General features: G+C 72.1%; 17 protein-coding genes, 1 tRNA gene and 1 pseudogene. 9 read left to right on the top strand and 10 right to left on the bottom strand.

All coding sequences use genetic code 11. From position 1 onward, the window contains the following. Nucleotides 1-2 precede the first annotated feature (2 nt). Nucleotides 3-833 (bottom strand): MurR/RpiR family transcriptional regulator, encoded by an 831-nt coding sequence (locus JZ5iCDA_RS00635; RefSeq protein WP_069385338.1) that lies wholly within the window; start codon nt 831-833, stop codon nt 3-5. Nucleotides 834-1,412: 579 nt separating this feature from the next. On the opposite strand from JZ5iCDA_RS00635, the gene JZ5iCDA_RS18665 reads away from it, so the two are divergent. Next, nucleotides 1,413-2,684 carry a hypothetical protein gene (locus JZ5iCDA_RS18665; RefSeq protein ID WP_171905258.1) on the top strand — a complete coding sequence of 424 codons (1,272 nt, stop codon included), beginning with the start codon at nt 1,413-1,415 and terminating at the stop codon, nt 2,682-2,684. Between the two features lie 182 nt (nt 2,685-2,866). Next, nucleotides 2,867-3,259: a barstar family protein gene (locus JZ5iCDA_RS18670; RefSeq protein WP_171905259.1), complete on the top strand. Its 393-nt coding sequence runs from the start codon at nt 2,867-2,869 to the stop codon at nt 3,257-3,259. A 42-nt stretch (nt 3,260-3,301) separates the two neighbouring features. On the opposite strand, the pseudogene JZ5iCDA_RS18175 reads toward JZ5iCDA_RS18670, so the two are convergent. Continuing rightward, nucleotides 3,302-4,119 (bottom strand): annotated as a pseudogene (locus JZ5iCDA_RS18175) (IS5 family transposase); the annotation flags it as partial. A 387-nt stretch (nt 4,120-4,506) separates the two neighbouring features. On the opposite strand from JZ5iCDA_RS18175, the gene JZ5iCDA_RS00660 reads away from it, so the two are divergent. Together JZ5iCDA_RS00660 and JZ5iCDA_RS19890 are read left to right on the top strand one after the other, a co-directional pair. Then, nucleotides 4,507-4,941 carry a GNAT family N-acetyltransferase gene (locus tag JZ5iCDA_RS00660; protein ID WP_083259501.1) on the top strand — a complete coding sequence of 145 codons (435 nt, stop codon included), beginning with the start codon at nt 4,507-4,509 and terminating at the stop codon, nt 4,939-4,941. Further along, nucleotides 4,938-5,072 carry a hypothetical protein gene (locus tag JZ5iCDA_RS19890; protein WP_290438792.1) on the top strand — a complete coding sequence of 45 codons (135 nt, stop codon included), beginning with the start codon at nt 4,938-4,940 and terminating at the stop codon, nt 5,070-5,072. Before JZ5iCDA_RS00660 ends, JZ5iCDA_RS19890 begins: the two co-directional genes overlap by 4 nt. Nucleotides 5,073-5,147: 75 nt before the next feature. On the opposite strand, the gene JZ5iCDA_RS00665 is transcribed toward JZ5iCDA_RS19890, so the two are convergent. From JZ5iCDA_RS00665 to JZ5iCDA_RS00680, 4 genes are all read right to left on the bottom strand, one after another. Then, nucleotides 5,148-5,381 carry a hypothetical protein gene (locus tag JZ5iCDA_RS00665; RefSeq protein WP_069385343.1) on the bottom strand — a complete coding sequence of 78 codons (234 nt, stop codon included), beginning with the start codon at nt 5,379-5,381 and terminating at the stop codon, nt 5,148-5,150. Nucleotides 5,382-5,518: 137 nt separating this feature from the next. Continuing rightward, a tRNA-Ser gene (locus JZ5iCDA_RS00670) sits at nt 5,519-5,608 on the bottom strand. A gap of 120 nt (nt 5,609-5,728) precedes the next feature. After that, the gene (locus tag JZ5iCDA_RS00675; protein ID WP_069385344.1) at nt 5,729-6,766 is read right to left on the bottom strand and encodes an iron-siderophore ABC transporter substrate-binding protein; all 1,038 of its coding nucleotides are present in this window, start codon (nt 6,764-6,766) and stop codon (nt 5,729-5,731) included. 8 nt (nt 6,767-6,774) lie between these two features. Then, nucleotides 6,775-7,614 carry a siderophore-interacting protein gene (locus tag JZ5iCDA_RS00680; RefSeq protein WP_069385345.1) on the bottom strand — a complete coding sequence of 280 codons (840 nt, stop codon included), beginning with the start codon at nt 7,612-7,614 and terminating at the stop codon, nt 6,775-6,777. Between the two features lie 354 nt (nt 7,615-7,968). Between JZ5iCDA_RS00680 and JZ5iCDA_RS00685 the strand changes: the two genes are divergently transcribed. Beyond that, nucleotides 7,969-8,763, top strand: coding sequence for an NAD-dependent protein deacetylase (locus JZ5iCDA_RS00685; protein ID WP_253181896.1), 795 nt, complete (start codon nt 7,969-7,971; stop codon nt 8,761-8,763). A gap of 13 nt (nt 8,764-8,776) precedes the next feature. Here JZ5iCDA_RS00685 and tadA read toward each other — a convergent pair whose 3' ends face one another. Beyond that, on the bottom strand, nt 8,777-9,208 hold the full coding sequence (gene tadA, locus JZ5iCDA_RS00690; protein ID WP_069385378.1) for a tRNA adenosine(34) deaminase TadA: 432 nt from the start codon (nt 9,206-9,208) through the stop codon (nt 8,777-8,779). 190 nt (nt 9,209-9,398) lie between these two features. Between tadA and upp the strand changes: the two genes are divergently transcribed. The 3 genes from upp to JZ5iCDA_RS00705 all read left to right on the top strand — a co-directional run bounded on the left by upp (nt 9,399) and on the right by JZ5iCDA_RS00705 (nt 11,675). Then, nucleotides 9,399-10,034, top strand: a complete 636-nt coding sequence (gene upp / locus JZ5iCDA_RS00695) for a uracil phosphoribosyltransferase (RefSeq protein ID WP_069385346.1) — start codon at nt 9,399-9,401, stop codon at nt 10,032-10,034. A 279-nt stretch (nt 10,035-10,313) separates the two neighbouring features. Continuing rightward, complete coding sequence (locus JZ5iCDA_RS00700) at nt 10,314-10,904, top strand: winged helix-turn-helix domain-containing protein (protein ID WP_069385347.1); 591 nt, start codon at nt 10,314-10,316, stop codon at nt 10,902-10,904. A 54-nt stretch (nt 10,905-10,958) separates the two neighbouring features. Beyond that, nucleotides 10,959-11,675, top strand: a complete 717-nt coding sequence (locus JZ5iCDA_RS00705) for an SDR family oxidoreductase (RefSeq protein ID WP_069385348.1) — start codon at nt 10,959-10,961, stop codon at nt 11,673-11,675. A 35-nt stretch (nt 11,676-11,710) separates the two neighbouring features. Here JZ5iCDA_RS00705 and JZ5iCDA_RS00710 read toward each other — a convergent pair whose 3' ends face one another. Beyond that, the gene (locus JZ5iCDA_RS00710) at nt 11,711-15,373 is read right to left on the bottom strand and encodes a hypothetical protein (RefSeq protein WP_069385349.1); all 3,663 of its coding nucleotides are present in this window, start codon (nt 15,371-15,373) and stop codon (nt 11,711-11,713) included. Here JZ5iCDA_RS00710 and JZ5iCDA_RS00715 point away from each other — a divergent pair. Beyond that, nucleotides 15,315-15,548 (top strand): hypothetical protein, encoded by a 234-nt coding sequence (locus tag JZ5iCDA_RS00715; protein WP_069385350.1) that lies wholly within the window; start codon nt 15,315-15,317, stop codon nt 15,546-15,548. The two genes, JZ5iCDA_RS00710 and JZ5iCDA_RS00715, sit on opposite strands and share 59 nt — an antisense overlap. Nucleotides 15,549-15,557: 9 nt before the next feature. Here the strand turns inward: JZ5iCDA_RS00715 and surE are convergent, their stop codons facing one another. After that, on the bottom strand, nt 15,558-16,310 hold the full coding sequence (gene surE, locus JZ5iCDA_RS00720) for a 5'/3'-nucleotidase SurE (protein ID WP_069385351.1): 753 nt from the start codon (nt 16,308-16,310) through the stop codon (nt 15,558-15,560). 38 nt (nt 16,311-16,348) lie between these two features. Then, the gene (locus JZ5iCDA_RS00725; RefSeq protein ID WP_069385352.1) at nt 16,349-17,311 is read right to left on the bottom strand and encodes a 1-phosphofructokinase family hexose kinase; all 963 of its coding nucleotides are present in this window, start codon (nt 17,309-17,311) and stop codon (nt 16,349-16,351) included. Nucleotides 17,312-17,399 lie beyond the last annotated feature (88 nt).

Raw genomic sequence — 17,399 nt, forward strand, 5'->3', positions numbered from 1 at the left:
GGTCAGGGCTCGAAGCGCTCCAGGAGGCGTCCGAGCTGGTCGAGAGCGCCCAGCGCGCGGTCGGGTGCGCGGCGGGCGAGGGTGAGGACGAGCGCGTTCGCGATCGCCATGGGGACGGTGAGCGAGAGGAAGGCGTCGTCCCGGCCGCGCGGGGCGGCGATGACGACGTCGGGCTGCGGCGACAGCGAGAGCAGGGTGTCGGTGAGCAGGGCCGAGTACGCGCCGCGCTCTGCGGCGACGTCGATCAGGGTCGTCAGCGCGCGGGGGGCCCGGCGGAACGCGCTCGCGAGCAGGACGTCGTCGGGGCGCATCGACGTGAGCTGCTCGGCGAGGTCGCGGTGCGAGCCGACGAGCGGCACCGCCTGCACGCCAGAGCGCCGCAGCCGGCGGACCAGCAGGTCGACCAGCACGGTGGCGTTGCCCTGCCCGTAGACGAACACGGTCGACGCGCGGGCGATGCGGTCGGCGAGGTCGTCGAGCTCGCCCTGGGTCACGTGGCGGGGCAGCTCCGCGAGGGCCGCGGTCTCGTCCTCGACCAGGCCGCGCAGGACGTCGTCGGGGTGGCGGTCCAGGCTCCCCCGGACGCGCTGCGACGGGCCGTCACCGGCGAGGTAGTCGCCGCGGAGCGCGTCGCGCAGCCGCGGGTAGCCGTCGAAGCCCAGGCGCTGCGCCATCCGCGTCGCCGCGGACTGGTGCAGCCCGAGCGGCTCCGTCAGGTCCGCCGCGGACCAGAACGCCGCCTCGGCCGGGCGCGCCTGCAGCACCGCGACGAGCTTGCGGTCCGTCGCGGTGAGGCGGTCGCCCTGCCTCTTGGCCAGGTCGGTGATGAGCACGGCCGGGACGCTACGCGCACATTCACTTGCATTGACCGCAAGTCGCGCACGTTCATGTGCCGTTCATCGACTCGCCGTCCCGCGGTCCCGTCATGGTCGACGAGGCGGGCAGGAATGCGCTGGTGGCCGCTTCGCTCACGTGGCTCCGCGCGCCGCGTAAGCGGTGTGCGGACCGCCGCTGCGCGCGCTCGAGTCCTCACCGATCCGGAGCAGGGGCAAGTGCTCGACACGGTGCGCGGCTCGCGTGAGCACGCGGCCCGCGGTGCGCAGAGCCGGAGCCACACACTCCGGGCCGCGGCGCACGCCCGCGTCGGGCAGGTCGCCGAGCCGGTCGAGCACCGAGAGCGGCACGGCGGAGAAGACGTTAGCGCGGCGGCCGGCGGGCGACGACCGGGTGGGCGCAGGAGGGGGCGACGCGCGCACCACCCCCGGCTCACCTTCGCTGCAACCATGGCGTTGATCGCACGGAGTGGTCCGAGAATGGACCGATCTCGACGCTAAAGCGCTGGGAAACAGCAGACCTCAAGCCACGGCCCAGACTTCGCACGGGCTGTCGGCAGCGGATGGCACGATGCCGACGTGAGATCGAAGCTCGAGGCCGGAAGCCGACACATCGCTCACACGCGATCGGGCGATTCGGGTACAGACGAAGTTATTGTTGTGACCCTCGAAGAGGACGGAGTCGAGGTGATATGGCCTCGCGCACTAGGGCTCGCCGATGGGTTCGCACTAAACGACAACCCGAAAGTGCCGGAACCGCTCATCGTTCGCGACGGAGCGGGCTGGCTTACTCTCCAACGCGGAGTCACGCTTGGCGCTTCAACGTCGACGCTGGCGCACTCGGAGCAGCGGATCAGGTACCTCCGCGCAATCAGCACGGGTGCTCGAGGCGTGGACTACTCGCGCGTCAACGGAATGGCATCGACTGTCGATGGGCTCGCGACCTGGACGCGTCGGACTCCAGTCTCCAAACAGATCGTGATTGACGAGAAGCGCAATAGGGTCTCCGAACTCATTATTCGTGCGAAGAACCTGGACGCCCTGCCCATGGGCGGGCCGCTCAAGTTGGAGTTGACCACTTCGTACACACACAGCCCAACGCCGAAGGGCGGCGTGTATGCCATTTCAACCGCCCTCGAGATCCGAACCCGTAGCGACGAGCCGCTCGACTGGGACACGCACGCCCGCGCCCATCGGATGGTTCAGGACCTCATGTGTCTGGTGTACGGCCGCCCGTGTCGGGCCAAGATCGGGTCCGTCATGCGCGAAGACGACCAGCGACTGCCCCCGTCTGATGCCAGGCGCTTCTGGTGCGAGGCTTACGAACCTACCTTCGGCAGATCATCCCGCAACACCGATGACCTCACCGACCGAGACAAGCCGCTGTTTTACTTGGATGACACCGACGCGACAAAGGTCTCAGCGTGGCTGGAGAGGCACGAGTTATGGTCACGCCCTACATGGATCGGCGTGACTCCACTCTTCCACCCCGACTTGCCAGTCGAGTCCAGGCTCCTGCAAGTCGCGGTCGCGCTCGAAGCACTTGGAGCAGCCATTGCCGAGCGCGAGGGTCTGACACCACCCACGAACTTTGTCCCGCTGCTCCGGTTGGTGATCGACTCCCTTGGTTTCGCGCCAGCGGCGGTCGTCGGGTCCGAGTCGGTCGGCGGCTGGTGCCGGGCGTTCAACGCCGCATACAAAGGTGTCAAGCATGCGGACAACGTGTTGCCGGATCCGCTCGACGCTTACCACCGGTCCGAGCAAGGTCTAACGCTGATCCGCTGCTGGCTCGCGATCGAGCTGGGCGTCCCCGTCGAAACCCTGCAAGACAGTCTCGCGGCCGGCAACTGACGGGTCGCACGTGTAGGCGGGCGATGCCATACCGATACCGGACTAGGGCGTGTCTCCCAAGACGCCAGCTGCGTAGCATCACGTTGGTGAGTACGTCCTCGTCTGGCGCGGTCCCATCGGCAGGTCGTGCTCGCAGGTCTCCCGTTGCGGTGTTCTCTCGAAGCTCAGAACTTGAGGGAGCCATGGAAAATCTTGCTGCGCACGAGTTTCAGGTCGTAGTTCTTGAAGCTGGTTCCTGGTCGACGGGCGCGGAAGTGCATCGCGATATCGCAGTGGCGTTGGACTTTCCCGCCTACTACGGCCGGAATCTCGATGCGCTGAACGACTGCTTTTCAGACGTTGTCGCACGGGAGTACGGCTGGCAGCCGTCGGCGGCGGGCCTGGCGCTGGTGTTCCTCGGGTTCGACCGCTTCGCCGCTGCACTGCCTGACTTCGCTCCCGCCTTGGTGGACATCCTTGTCACCCAGGCGCGCGACGCATCCGAGGCTGGCGCCACGATGGTGCTGCTCCTACAGAGCGACGACTGTGGACTGGGCAGCGACTCGATGAACGTTCCCGGTGCCGATGGACGATGACGAACGTCGAGACTGGGCCCAGGTCCGAGTTGGTGAGGGAGGCCAGAGCAGGATCGCTGCGAGATTGGCGCCGCCGCGGTAGACGATCACGTTCTTGTCGTAACGGGTCGCGGGTGCTCGCCACTGCTTGATCGGGTTGAATAACCGCTCGACCGTGTTGCGGCCCCGGTAGGCGACGGGGTCGTAAGTCACGGGCCGACCACCGCGTGACCCACGCCTGCGCCGATGCGCCTGCTGGTCGCGGGGTTCGGGGATGACCGGGACGATGCCGCGCCGGCGCAGCTCGGTGCGGATCGCGCGCGAGGAGTACGCCTTGTCGCTCAACACGGCATCCGGGTTGATGCGTGGGCGCCCGGCACTCGCGCGTGGGACTCGGATCGCGTCCAGCAGGGGCAGGCACATCGGGGCGTCACCGCCCTGGCCTGGTCCCACGAGCACTGCGAGCGGTCGCGCGTTGCCGTCGACCGCGGCGTAGATCTTTGTCGACAGCCCGCCTCGGGACCTGCCCAGTGCGTGGTCAGCCGGTTCGCGCCGTTCCGGATTCTTGTGATTCGCCGGTGCCCCCTGTGGTCCGGGGCAAGGTCGCGGCGTGCTGGTGGGCCTGGTTGATCGTGGAGTTCACGCTCACCTGCCAGTCGATACCGCCGTTCGCGTCCGCACGAACCTGCAAGGCCGTCAGGATCTTGTCCCACGTCCCGTCGCGCGAGAACCGCGCGTGGCGCTTCCAGACGGTCTGCGACGGGCCGAACCGCTCGGGAAAGTCTCGCCACGCCACCCCCGGTCCGATACCGGTGCACGATCCCCTCCACGACCTGACGATGATCACGCCACGGACGCGACCGGCCCGACATCCGCGGCATCAACGGGCCGATCGCCGCCCACTGCTCGTCCGACAACTCCGACCACGACCGCAACCTGCAACATCGTGGCTGCGCGACTAAGGAGACACGCCCTAGGAGAGGTCGGCGGACAGTCGGGTCAATGGTGGCGAAGGGCCATCGCGTATAGCGACGCCTCAGGCGCCCCTCACCCGTACCGAAATCGGCCGGATGCTCGGCTGTCGGTTCGGCGCCGATGCGCAGGTGAGGCGGCTTCCCCGCCACGCTGTCGCCGCCTCCGTCTAGGGTGCCGACGGCAGCACTCCCGCCAATGCGGAAGGCACTCAGCAGGATGCTCATCACGCGGCCGTTCGACTCGCAGCTCTCAAGCTCCATCCGTTCAGCTGTGGCGAGCCGGAGCTCGAACACCTGGCTCGCCAGGTATGCGGGCAGAGCGAGAAAAAGGACAACGTCCGCACGACGCTCCTCCTCGACGAGCGGCAGGGGCGTATCGCCGGCTACTACTCGATGCGCACGTTCGAGCTGTCGGCCGCCGACGGCGCCTCGGCCACCGGACGCAGCCGCCGCTACCCGGTGCCGGCCATGCTCATCGCTCGCCTTGCCGTCGACCGCGACTACCAGGGACACGGCGCCGGCCGTCTGCTCCTCTTCGATGCACTGCAGAAGCTCTTGGCTGCGGCGGACCACATCGGCTTCGAGATCGTGGTCGTTCACGCTCTGCACGAGGACGCTGCCTGCTTCTACCTCAAGCACGGGTTTCGGCGGTTCGTTGATCACGACCTCAGCCTGTTCCTCACCACGAAGGACCTCCGCGCGACGTTCGCCACTGTGCATCCAGGTTGATCCGAGAGCTCGACCAGGTCGATGCCGCGCTCGATGCCGAGCCTCAGGTGATCCCGGAGCTCGCTGCGCTCATCGCGGCAGTCCGGCGGGACACGCCGCAGCACGGCAAGAAGGAGCTGATGTCGCACTGAGCGGCGAGAGACTGGCACGTCGAGGGCAGTTCCGGAACTGATCCGGGCAATCAGCCGAGGATCGGGGGTCGAGAACTATCCCGGCTCGCCCAAGGATCGACGCAACTTCTCGTTGGGGCTCCACAACATGTGTTCGAGCGGCGTTGACGAGTCTGCGCCGAGGTCCCGCACAAGGCGCCGCTGCAGGTGCTCGGCTGCGTTCGGTGACACATCGCCCACGCGGACATGGCCCTCGAGAGTTGCCAGCAAGCCAACCAGCCCGGTGGCGTCTTCCCGGCTTATCGTCACCATCTCCTCGTCGGCACTCACCCGATCATCCTCGGCCGAGGGCGTCCACCTCGCGAGCGCTTCGGCGTGCTACCCCGGTGAGCTTGACCCGGTGGGCCGGCCGGGTACGACGAAGGGCCCCAATTCCGCAAGATTCTGCGGGTTTGGGGCCCTTCGGTTGGCGGTAGCGGTGGGATTTGAACCCACGGTGGACTTTCACCCACACACGCTTTCGAGGCGTGCTCCTTAGGCCGCTCGGACACGCTACCTCTGCCGGTGAACCCGGCCGAAGCAGGATACCTGCTCCGACCCCGAGACACCGAATCGGCGTCCTGGTGCGGTTCCCGGCGCGCGGCCGACCACCCTCGCGGGCGGCCGGCCGCCACGGGTCACTGCCCGCCGAGAGCCTCGGCGAACAGCGGCACGACGTTGTCGATCGCATACATCACGGCGGTCGGGGTACCGAGCGAGAACGCGTTTGACAGGTCCTTGTCGTCGAACACGACGTACCGGCCGTCCGCGACGGACGGGACGGCCTGGAACAGCGGCTGCGCCTCGACCTCGGCGGCGGTGAAGCCGATGGGCTGGATGACGGTGAGGTCGGCGTCGAGCAGGTCGAGGTTCTCGGTGCCGAGGTTCACGGAGAACTCCTCGCCCGCCGCCTCGTCGATCTCGGGCTTGGTGACGAAGCCGAGGCCCTGCATGAACTCGCCGCGGGCCGACGTCGACACGTACGCGCCGAAGCCCTCCGCCCAGTACGAGCCGATGACGGCGGTCTTGCCCTCGAAGTCGGGGTTCTCCTCGCGCGCGGTGGCGAACGCGTCGTCGACCTCGGTGAGCAGCTCCTCGCCCGCCTCGGCGCGCCCGAGCGCGGCGGCGATCATCTCGACCTGGTCCTCCATGGGCGTGAGGTAGGCCTCGCCGCCCTCGGGGATGCCGACGGTGGGCGCGATCTCCGAGAGGCGCTCGTACCGCTCCGGGTCGCCCGACGACTTCACGTCGAGGATCACGTCCGGCTCGAGCACGGCGATCTGCTCGTACGACGGCTCGAGCGTCTCGATGATCTCCGGCGACTCGGTGTACGCGTCCTCGAGCCACGGCCCGACGCCGTCGCCGCCGAACGCGAGCCAGTCGCTCGCCCCGACGGGCTCGACGCCGAGCGCGAGCGCCGTCTCCGCGTCGCCCCAGCCGAGCGCGACGACGCGCGTCGGCTCCTCGGGGATCTCGACCTCGCCGAAGGCGGTGTCGATCGTCACGGGGAACGCTGAGGCTTCGCTCTCCGTGCCCGACGGCGAGGCGTCGCCGCCCGCGGAGTCGTCACCGGAGCCGCTGGAGCAGGCCGCGAGCGCCAGCAGCGCGACGGCGGCGGCGCCCGCGACGGCGGCGCGACGGGTCGCGGCGACGCCGCGGTGGGTCAGTGCGTTCATGTTCTCTCTCAGTCCTCGAAGATCTGACCGATGGGCTCGCGCTTCTCGGCCTGGAACCGGTCTTCGGCGCGTCCGTACGCCCAGTACCCGGACAACGACAGGTCCTCCCGCGGCACCGCGCGGGAGGCGAACACGCGGCGCAGGGCCTTCATGGCCTCGCGCTCGCCGTGCGCGAAGACGCACACGCGCCCCTCGCGCCAGGGCAGGGCCCTGACCGCGTCGGGGAGCAGCGTCGTCGTGCCGGCCGGGGCGTCGCCGCGGAACAGCCACGTCACCTCGACGCCCGCGGGGGCGTCGAGCTGCTGGACGTCCTCCCCGCCGCCGACCTCGATCACGGCCGCCCCGACGGCGTCGCGCGGCATCGCCTCGAGCGCGGCGGCGATCGCCGGCAGGGCCGCGTCGTCGCCGGCGAGCAGGTGCCAGTCCGCCGTCGGGTCGGGCGTGTACATGCCGCCGGGGCCCGCGAAGACGAGACGGTCGCCGGGGCGCGCGCTCGCCGCCCAGGGGCCAGCAAGGCCCTCGTCGCCGTGCACGACGAAGTCGATCGCGAGCCGCTGCGCGGCCTCGTCCACGTACCGCACGGTGTACGTGCGCGTGACGGGCAGGTCCTCGGGCGCGAGCGTCTCGCGCAGTGCGGCGACGTCGTACGGGGGCTCGAGCCCGAGCTCCGGCTTGGCGAAGAAAATCTTCACGTACTTGTCGGTGCACGGGTTGGTCGTGAATGCGGCGAAGCCCGGGCCGCCCGCGACGACGCGCACCATGTGCGGCGCGATCCACGAGGTCTCCAGGACCTCGAGGACGATCTGCGGGCGCACGCGCCGAGGCGCCTGCGTGGTGGAGGTCGACATGCCTGCCTCTCGTCGATGGCCGTCGTCTTAGGTGAGGCTAACATCACTCGCCGGTCGAGCCGAGAGGCGCCCGCGATGACTCCCACCACACCGGCCAGGCCCCGTTCCCGGTCCGAGAGCCGACACCGCGCCACCCCGCCGCGAGGGCGGGTCCCGCGTCGTACCGTGGGAGGCGTGCCCTCCGACCCGACGCCGGCCTCCTCCTCCCCCGCGCACGTCGCGACGTCGTCCGCCGACCTGCCGTCGTCCGCCGTCCCGACCGTCTCGTCACGGCTGAACTGGCGCCCGAGCCAGCCGCCGGCGTCGGGCACCGGGCCGGCGCCGCGCACGGGCACGGTCGAGGACGCCGTCGAGCTGCTGCGCGGCCTGCGCATCACCGCGCTCACGGGCGCGGGCGTCTCCACCGACTCGGGCATCCCCGACTACCGCGGCCCCGACTCCCCGCCGCGCAACCCCATGACGTACCAGCAGTTCGTGCAGGACGAGGCGTTCCGCCGCCACTACTGGGCGCGCAACCACGTGGGCTGGCAGCACGTGCACCGCACGCACCCGAACGCCGGCCACCGCGCCCTGGTGCGCCTGGAGGACGCGGGCGTGCTCGTCGGCCTCATCACGCAGAACGTCGACCTCCTCCACGAGGACGCGGGCAGCCGCACCGTCATCGACCTGCACGGCCGCTACGACCGCGTCATCTGCCTCCAGTGCGGCCGCGTCATCTCGCGCGAGCACCTCGCGGAGCGCCTCACCGCGCTCAACCCGGGCTTCCTCGAGTCGGTCACCGAGGTGGGCGACGTCGAGATCGCGCCGGACGCCGACGCCGTCATCGAGCAGACGTCGCACTTCCGCCCCGCGCCCTGCGAGTTCTGCGGCGGCGTCCTCAAGCCGGAGATCGTCTACTTCGGCGAGAACGTCCCGCGCGAGCGCGTCGAGCGCGCGTACGCGCTCGTGGACGACGGCGAGGCCCTCCTCGTCGCCGGCTCGTCGCTCACCGTGATGAGCGGCCTGCGCTTCGTGCGCCACGCGGCCAAGGCCGGCAAGCCGGTCGTCATCGTCAACCGCGGCGCGACCCGCGGCGACCCCCTCGCCACCCTCAAGATCGAGGCCGGCGTCTCCGAGACCCTCACCGCCCTCGCCGACGCCCTCAGCTGACGCGAGCGGGGCCTCAGCGCTGCGTCCCGAAGAAGTCCCGCAGGAGCCGGCCGCACTCCTCCGCCCGCACGCCCGCGACGACCTCGACCTCGTGGTTGGCGCGCTGGTCGCGCACGAGGTCCCAGACGGAGCCGGTCGCGCCGGCCTTCGGGTCCCACGCGCCGAGCACGAGCCGCTGCACGCGCGACAGCACGAGCGCCCCGGCGCACATGACGCACGGCTCGAGAGTGACGACGAGCGTGCAGCCCTCGAGCCGCCACGACCCGAGCGTCGCGGCGGCCTGGCGCAGCGCGAGGACCTCGGCGTGCGCGGTCGGGTCACCGGTCTCCTCGCGGCGGTTGCGCCCGAGGCCCAGCACGCGCCCGTCCGGCCCGACGACGAGCGCCCCCACGGGCACGTCGTCGCTCGCGAGGGCGTGGGTCGCCTCGTGCAGCGCGAGGCCCATGAGCGCGTCCCAGACCTGGCGGCGCCCGTCGAGCGTGGACGGCGGGAACGCGTCGTCGGGCACGAGGCCTCCCGGTGAGAGAGCGAGGACGGGATCGTGCGGGGACGGCGCCCCCGCGGCACCCAGGCTAGCGAGCGGCGACGGTACCCACCGGTACGGGCGGTGGACGCTGTCCGATACCGTTGCCGTCATGCGCCTGCACGTCGCCGACCACCCCCTCGTCGCTCACAAGCTCACCGTCCTGCGGAACAAGGAGACGGCGTCGCCGACGTTCCGCCTGCTCGTCGACGAGCTGGTGACCCTGCTCGCGTACGAGGCGACGCGCGACGTGCGGGTCGAGCCGCACGAGATCGAGACCCCGGTCACGACGACGACGGGTGTCCGCCTCGCGGAGCCGCGCCCGCTCGTCGTGCCGATCCTGCGCGCCGGGCTCGGGATGCTCGAGGGCATGACCCGCCTGCTGCCGACCGCGGAGGTCGGGTTCCTCGGGATGCAGCGCGACGAGGAGACGCTCGAGGCGGTCACGTACGCGAACCGCCTCCCGGACGACCTCACGGGCCGGCACGTGTTCCTGCTCGACCCGATGCTGGCGACCGGCGGCACGCTCGTCGCCGCGATCGACTACGTCTTCGCGCGCGGCGCGCGCGACGTCACGGCGGTGTGCCTGCTCGCCGCCCCGGAGGGCCTCGAGGTGCTGCAGAACGCCATCGGTGACCGGGTCGACGTGAACGTCGTCGTGGCGTCGGTGGACGAGCGCCTCAACGAGAAGGCGTACATCGTCCCGGGCCTCGGCGACGCCGGCGACCGCCTCTACGGCGTCGTCTGAGGCGACCCGCCCGTCCGCGATGTGGGCGCCCATCGTGGCGCCGTCGTACCGGATCGTGAGATTCCGGGGGCGAAGCCTTGGCAGCGGCCTCTGCGCGCTGCCATGCTCCCTGTCGTGAGCACCCTGACCTCTCCCGGCAGCGCGCCGTCCGGCGCGCTCGTGGGCGCGGTCATGTGCGTCTGTTGTCAGGCCTGAACCCTCCCCGTTCAGACCTCGACCCGCCGACCCGCCGGACCGTCCCGGCGACGCCGTCGGCGGCCCGACGCACCGGAGCCACCCATGACCACGCTCACCGCACCCCGCCCCACCCACGACGGCGGCCGCCGCCCGGGCTTCGTCCTGTACGTCGGTGTCGACGCTGCCCCCGGCGAGGCGCCCGCCGCCGAGCTCGTCGAGCTCGCGGAGGCGCTCGGCGAGCTCGCCCGCGACTGGCTCCCCCACGCCGAGACGTACACCGCGCTCGCCCTCGCCGAGCCGGCCGCCGAGACCGCCGAGCGCTCCGCCGTCCAGGACATCGCGGCGTTCCGCGAACGGCTCGCGGCCCTCGCGCCCGTCCCGCGCGTCGTCGTGGACGACGTCGGGCGGACCGTCACCGTCGACGGTCGCCGCACGCGGCTCACCCGGCGCGAGCTGCACCTGCTGACCCACCTCGCCCGCGCGTCGGACCGCGTGGTGACGCGCGCCGAGCTCCTCGGCACGGTCTGGGCGGACCACGCTGTGGCGCCCGGGAGCCGCACGATCGACGTCCACGTGCGCCGTCTGCGCGGCAAGCTCGGCGTCGAGCACCTCATCACGACGGTGCGCGGCCACGGCTACCGGTTCGACCCCCAGGTGCCCGTCGTGCTCGGCAGCCCGCACGACGCGGGCTGACCGGCGGCGGACGTTCGCCGGGCGGCAATATCGCGTCGGCGCTACCTTCGGCCCATGCGCACAGTCATCGCGGGAGGTCACGGCCAGGTCGGCCGTCGCCTGGCCCGGACCCTCGTGGAGCGCGGCGACGACGTGGTCGCCTTCGTCCGATCCGCCGCGCACATCACCGACCTCACCGAGCTCGGCGCGCACGTCGCGCTCGTCGACCTCGAGCAGGACGACGCCGTCGCCGTCTCCTTCGAGCTCGAGGGCGCCGACGCCGTCGTCTTCACCGCGGGCGCCGGCCCGGGCAGCGGCGCCGAGCGCAAGGACACCGTCGACCGCGCGGGCGCCGAGATCCTCGCCGACGCCGCCGAGCGCGCGGGCGTCGGCCGGTACGTGCTCGTCTCGTCGCGCGGCGTCGAGGCCGCGCACACGGGGCGACGACCGGACGACGTCGACGACGTGTTCTGGGCCTACCTGCAGGCCAAGGCGGCCGCGGAGAACGACCTGCGACGGCGCTCCGGCCTGCAGTGGACCGTCGTGCGGCCCGGCCGGCTCACCGACGAGCCCGGCGTCGGGCTCGTCGCGCTGGCGCCGGTCGACGACGAGGGCCAGCGTCCGCGGGGGAAGCGGCGCAAGGCCGGCGGGGAGCGCGAGGAGATCTCCCGGGACGACGTCGCGCTGGTCGTCGCGGCGCTCCTGCACGAGCCCCGGTCGGCGGGGATGGTGCTCGAGCTCGTGGGCGGCAACCGGCCCGTGGACGAGGCGCTGGGGGACGTGTTCGCCTGACCCACGCGCCGTCCGGCGCCCCGAGGTGGGCGGCGTCAGTTCTCGCCGCAGCGGCCCTGGTCGTCCCAGAGCAGCCACCCCAGCCACCCGTCAGGTCGCGTAGGGAGATCGATCCACGTCGTCGCGACGTAGTTGCGACCCTTGTACGAAACTAGGTCGCCCCGGCCGTACCAGTCGCCGTCACGCCAGGGCTCGGCGCACTGCGGCGCCACCGAGAACGCGTCGACCTTGAACTGCTGCGACCACGATCCCGCGTGCACCACGTACGTCGCCCCGCGCGCGTCGACCTGGCCGAGGTCGACGGTCCGACGCTCCCCGGCCTGCAGGTCCCACGAGCCCTTCGCCGCGCCCGTGACGCGGAAGGTCACGGGGGCGTTGGACGCCGCGTTGTCGAGCACCACGGACACGGCGCGGTACGACCGCCCCTGCCCGCCGTCGTAGTACGGCTCACCGAGCTGGAGGCTCGCGGCGGGGTCCACCACGGTGCAGTCGACCGCCGCGTAGCCCGCCGTGATCCGCTCGCTGTACAGCCGGCCGAGCACCCGCCGGGTGAGGTCGAACGTCACGTCGCCGGCCCGCACGGACATCCCGCCCGTGGCGATCTCGACGCTCGTCGACGCACCGGGCGCGACGTCGCCGAGGTCGTGCGTCCCGTACGGGGTGCGGGCCACGACGTGCATCGTCTCGCCCGAGTCGTTGCGCAGGCTCGGCACGAGCGCGACCCCGCCGGGCACGCACTGCGTCGAGACGCCGGCCGAGACGTCCCACTCCGGCACGTACGACGCACCGCCGAACGACGCGGTGAGGTCATAGCTCGTGTAGGTCTTGCCGAGCACGGTGCGGGTCTGGCGGAACGCCACACGGCCGGGCTTCACGTCGGTGGAGCGGGTGTCGGCCACGAGCGTCGCGGTCTGCCCCGGCGCGATGCCCGTGACCACTGGGGAGGTCCCGAGCGGCCCACCGCTCAGCTGCGCGTCGATCGTCTCGGGCGAGTCGTTCGTCAGGGTGGCGATCAGCTTGATCGAGCCGTCCTGCCACCGCGCCTCGACGCTGACGTCCGTCGCCCACTGCGGCGAGTAGCTGTACGCGTCGTACGGCCGGGTGACCGTGTGCTCGGCACCCGACCCGTCGAGACGCGTCGCCCGGAAGGTCACGTCGCCGGCCTTCACGTCCCGGCCCTGCAGGGGGACGGTGAGCGTCGCCGTCTGCCCCGGTGCCACCTCGACGGGCTCCGAGGCCCCGAGCGCACCGGCGTCCATGACCACGCGCAGCGGCGCGGCCTGGTGCTGGTTGTGGAACGTGCCGCTGAGGACCGGCGCCCCCGTGCCGTTCTCGACCGCCCAGTCGACGGCCGCGGAGCCCTCCACGGCCCAGCGGAAGCAGTCGACGCCGGCGACGTCGTGCGCGGCGACGGCCACGCCGTCGGCCAGGACCTCGAACCGGGCGCCCGGCGTCCCCACGGTCGCCTCGAGCGTCCCCGTGGCGCCCGCGCGGACGCGGGTCTCCCCCACGCCCGCGACGGCGAACGTCACGGGCACCGTCGAGCGCGAGTTGTCGAGGTGGAGCGTGACGGGCGCGCTCGACGTGTCCGTCGCGGGGTCGAACACGCACTCGCCGACCGTCGGCGCGGCGTCGGCGGCGGGCGCGTACCGCACCGCGTCGTACCCGACGCGTTCCTCGTGGACCTCACCGGACGCGTCGAGCCGCGTCGCCCGGAAGATCACCTCACCCGCCGGCAGGTCGCGCGTCGCGGTGTCGACGGCGAGCGTGACCTCCTGGCCCGGCGCGACCTCGACGGCCTCTGACTCGCCGGCCTCGCCCGCGTCCATGACGACGCGCATCGCGGTCACCGCGTGCTCGTTGCGGAACGTCCCGGTCAGCACGACCGATCCGCCCTCCGGCGTCGCCGTCCACGCGGCGTCGGCAGAGGCCTCCACGTTCCACGGGAAACAGTCGTCGACGTCGACCTCGTAGGTCTCGAGCGGGTTGCCGTCAGCCAGAAGGGCGAATGCGGTGTCCTCCCCGACCCCGCCGGGCACCTCAACCTCAAGCGCCTCGTGACCCTGCACGGTGCGTGAAAGATCGTCGCGGCCGTCCACCGAGTACGTCACCGGCAGCGTCGACGCGGTGTTGTCGTAGTGCAGAGTCACCGGCGTGCGGGATGTGTCGATCGCCGGGTCGAACAGGCACTGGCCGACCGTCGGCGCGCTCGACGACGGAGCGATCCTCTGCTCGTCGACCACAAGCAAGAGCGGGTCCTGATAGCCCATGCCGTCACCGTCTGCGTCGACGTGCCAGCGGTACTGGCGCAGCACGGGGTTCGCGCGCGAGGTCTCCGTAAGGCCCGTGTCCAGCACGAGCTCCCCTGACGCGCCATCGCGAAGGGGCGCTATGGCCGCGGAGTCGGCCACATCGATCCACGTGCCGGTGTTCGGCGCCAGGAGGCGCACATCCATATCGATGCCCGTGGTGTTGGTCAGGACCGCGGTGAACCGGATCGTCCCACCGACGTTCTCGGCCACCATCGCGACGTCGGCCGTGGAGAGCCACGGGGGATTCCAGCAGCGCTGCTCGCTGAAGGCACCCGCGTCAAGCCGGTGCTCGAAAGCCTCCCCCGCGACGGTCGTCAACAGCACGAGCGACGCCGTCCCTCCAGGGAACTGCACGCCGTCGTCCACTTGGACGGCCTTCTTCGCGCCGACCGGAACAGCCACCGTGGCGCTGGATCCGGCGGCCTCGAGCCGGACCGAGAGATCGTCATAGGCCGTGCTGTTTGCGTACGTCACTGTGACCGATGCGAGATCAGGTTCGCCAGGCGCATTGCACTGCGACTTCGCACGCACGCTGAGACCGTCTTCTGCGTTTTTCCACCAGTCGCCCACCCGCAGCTCGACGGTGGTCGAGCCGTCGTGCGCGTCGACCGCGTCGGCGCGCACCGCGACGGCGTGCTCGGCGGCCTCGGCGCCGTCCACGGCGGCGAGCAGCGTGAGGTCAAGAGCCGTCGTGTCCTGCGGGGCCAGCTCGGCGTCGGTCGTGCACGACACCGCACCGCCGTCCGCCTCGCAGGCCCAGCCGTCGGCGCCGTTCCCGCCGCGGACCAGGCGCACGCCGTCGGGCAACGGGAGGCTGACGACGGGGTCGACCGCCGGGAGGTCGCCGGTGTTCCGCACCTCGAGCCGCACCTCGCCGGCGCCCGGGTTCGTCAGCGGCAGGACGAGCCCGTCGACCCGGCCACCCTCGCCGTCGAGCGCGGCGACCCGGACCTCCGGGCCGAAGTGCGTGGCCGGCATGGGCGTGAACGTCCGGACGACGGGCGCGACGCCCTCCGCGCGGACGGAGCCCGAGAACGTGTACTCGCCGCCGGAGTCCGCCTGGACCGTGATCGCGAGCTCGCGCGACTCGCCCGGGTCGAGCACGCCGACGGAGCAGCTCACGACGCTCGTCCCGTCACCCTGCGGCTGCGCGGTGCCGCACGGCACCGTCTCCGCGCGGACGACGGCGGCGACGCTCGACCCGCCGACCACGCGGGCGGAGGGCGCCTGGACGCCCGGCGGCAGCACGAGGTCGACGGAGACCTGCTGCGCCGCGCGTCCGCCGGAGTTCGACGCGGTGACGACGAGCTCCGCCGGCTGCCGGGCGGTGAGCTGGACCGAGCCGAGCGTCAGGTCGAGCGCCGGCGGAGCCGGCGGCGGGTCCACGGGCGGCGCCCTGTTCAGCGGCAGCGCCGAGGGCGAGCAGCGCTCGCGCGCGTTCGCCGGTCCCGGCCAGGACGTCATCGAGGAGCGCGAGCGCACCGCCGAGCACGCCCGCGTGGACGACCCGGACGAGGTCGACCCCGACGGCACGGACGGGCCCGCCGGACGCCACGTCTGACGACGCGGGTCAGGACAGGTCGGGCACCTCGACGTCGTGCTCGGCGAACGGCGCCCGCAGCAGCGTCGCGGTGGCCCAGCCGCGGGTCAGGAGGCCGGTGTCGGAGTCGGGCTCGGACTCCCGCTCCGTGCCCGAGTACTGGAGCATGAGGGTGCGGTCCTCGTTCTCGTGCACGCGGGCCTGCACGAGGCCGAAGGTCGCGAGCGGGGCGTTGCGCAGGCCGCGGAGCTGGTCGCGCGGGAGGTCGGGCACGTTGACGTTGAGCGTCCGCCCGCCCAGGGGGGTGCGCCGCACCCACGCGAGGACGTGGTCGACGACCAGCCGGGCGGTCTCCCAGTGCTCCGGCTCCGCGGCGTCGACGGACACCGCGACGGACGTGATGCCGTGCGTCGTCGCCGACAGGGCCGCCCCGACGGTTCCGGAGTGCAGGATCGCGTTCCCGGTGTTGGCACCCTTGTTCGCGCCCGAGAGGACGAGGTCGGGCTTGGGTCCGAACCCCTCGTAGGCCGCGACGAACGCGATGAGCGCGGGTGCGGCGCGCACCGCGAGCGACGTGACGCCCTCCGGGAGGCCCGGGGCGCGGCGCGGCTCGACGACGAGGCGGCCGTCGTGCTCCGCGCCGAGCAGGGCGGCGCTCGCCCCGGACGACTCGCGGGCGGGTGCCGCCACGGTCACGTCGTAGCCGGCGTCGAGCGCGGCTCCGGCGAGGACCGCGAGGCCGGGGGAGTCGATCCCGTCGTCGTTCGTCACCAGGGCGTGCACGTGTCCTCCTCGGTCGTGGTGGTCGGTCGTCGTGGCGGTCAGGAGATCTTCTCCACGGTGACGCGCTCCGCGAGACGCTCGATCTGGTCGCGCCGGCCCGTCCCCAGCCCGTGGCGGGTGACGTTGAGCGCGCCGGCGGCGGCGCCCAGCCGGACGGCGTCGGGCAGCTCGAGGCCGCGCGCGAGGCCGACGGCGATCCCGGCGGTCATCGAGTCCCCGGCGCCGCGGTGGTCGACCGTCGTGACGTCGGGCGCCCGCACGGAGAAGGCGTGCTCGGACGTGACGACGAGCGACGGGTCCTCGGCGCGCGACACGACGAGGGCGCGGGGGCCGGCCGCGACGAGGTCGTGCGCGGCCCCGAGCAGCGCCTTCTCGGAGTCGTCGTCGCTGAACCCGCTGTCGACCATCTCCTCGTGGCTGATCTTGAGGATCGCGCCCTTGCCGGACGCGACGGCGCGCGCCTGCTCGCCGGAGAGGTCCGCCACCACGGGGCGTCCCGACGCGTGCAGGTCGTTCGTGAGGCGCTCGAAGAACGACGGCGCGACGCCGACGTCCGTCTCGGAGCCGGTGAGGATCGTCACCGCGGCGTCGAGCGCGCTGACGAGGACGGTGCCGTACAGGTCGTCGACCTCGTGCCGGTTGAGCGTGTACGGGTCCATCGTCACGACCTCCTGGCGCTCGCCGCTGCGCCGGTCGTGGACGAAGGCGCCGTTGCCGCCCGTCGCCGTGGCCCGCAGGTCGAGGTTCACGGCCCGCGCGAGGTGCGCCGCCACCATGCCCGTCTCGCCGCCGAACGGCCCGCAGACGACGACGTGCGCGCCCAGCGAGTACGCCATGCGTCCCAGCCACAGGCCCTGCCCGCCGGGATGGACGTGCACCTCGGGCGAGTCGTCGCGCGGGCCGCCGGGCTCGATCTCGATCGTCAGCAGCGGGGTCAGGGCGAGCACGGACACCGTGGGGGCGTCCTCGTCGGGAGGTGGGAGCGGGGTCGTGTCGGCCATCCGTCGAGGCTAGGGCGCCTTGCGGCGCCTCACCCGTCGAAGCCGGACGGCGACCGCTGCCCGCACGGTCCAGGTCCGGATGGTTTCA

This window comes from Cellulosimicrobium cellulans (genome assembly GCF_001722485.1).
Lineage (GTDB): Bacteria > Actinomycetota > Actinomycetes > Actinomycetales > Cellulomonadaceae > Cellulosimicrobium > Cellulosimicrobium cellulans_A.

Coding starts and splice junctions, on each gene's coding strand:
- JZ5iCDA_RS18670 (WP_171905259.1), top strand. CDS start 2,867: ATGGAAAATCTTGCTGCGCACGAGTTTCAGGTCGTAGTTCTTGAAGCT.
- JZ5iCDA_RS00675 (WP_069385344.1), bottom strand. CDS start 6,766: ATGAACGCACTGACCCACCGCGGCGTCGCCGCGACCCGTCGCGCCGCC.
- JZ5iCDA_RS00680 (WP_069385345.1), bottom strand. CDS start 7,614: ATGTCGACCTCCACCACGCAGGCGCCTCGGCGCGTGCGCCCGCAGATC.
- tadA (WP_069385378.1), bottom strand. CDS start 9,208: ATGGGCCTCGCGCTGCACGAGGCGACCCACGCCCTCGCGAGCGACGAC.
- upp (WP_069385346.1), top strand. CDS start 9,399: ATGCGCCTGCACGTCGCCGACCACCCCCTCGTCGCTCACAAGCTCACC.
- JZ5iCDA_RS00700 (WP_069385347.1), top strand. CDS start 10,314: ATGACCACGCTCACCGCACCCCGCCCCACCCACGACGGCGGCCGCCGC.
- JZ5iCDA_RS00705 (WP_069385348.1), top strand. CDS start 10,959: ATGCGCACAGTCATCGCGGGAGGTCACGGCCAGGTCGGCCGTCGCCTG.
- JZ5iCDA_RS00725 (WP_069385352.1), bottom strand. CDS start 17,311: ATGGCCGACACGACCCCGCTCCCACCTCCCGACGAGGACGCCCCCACG.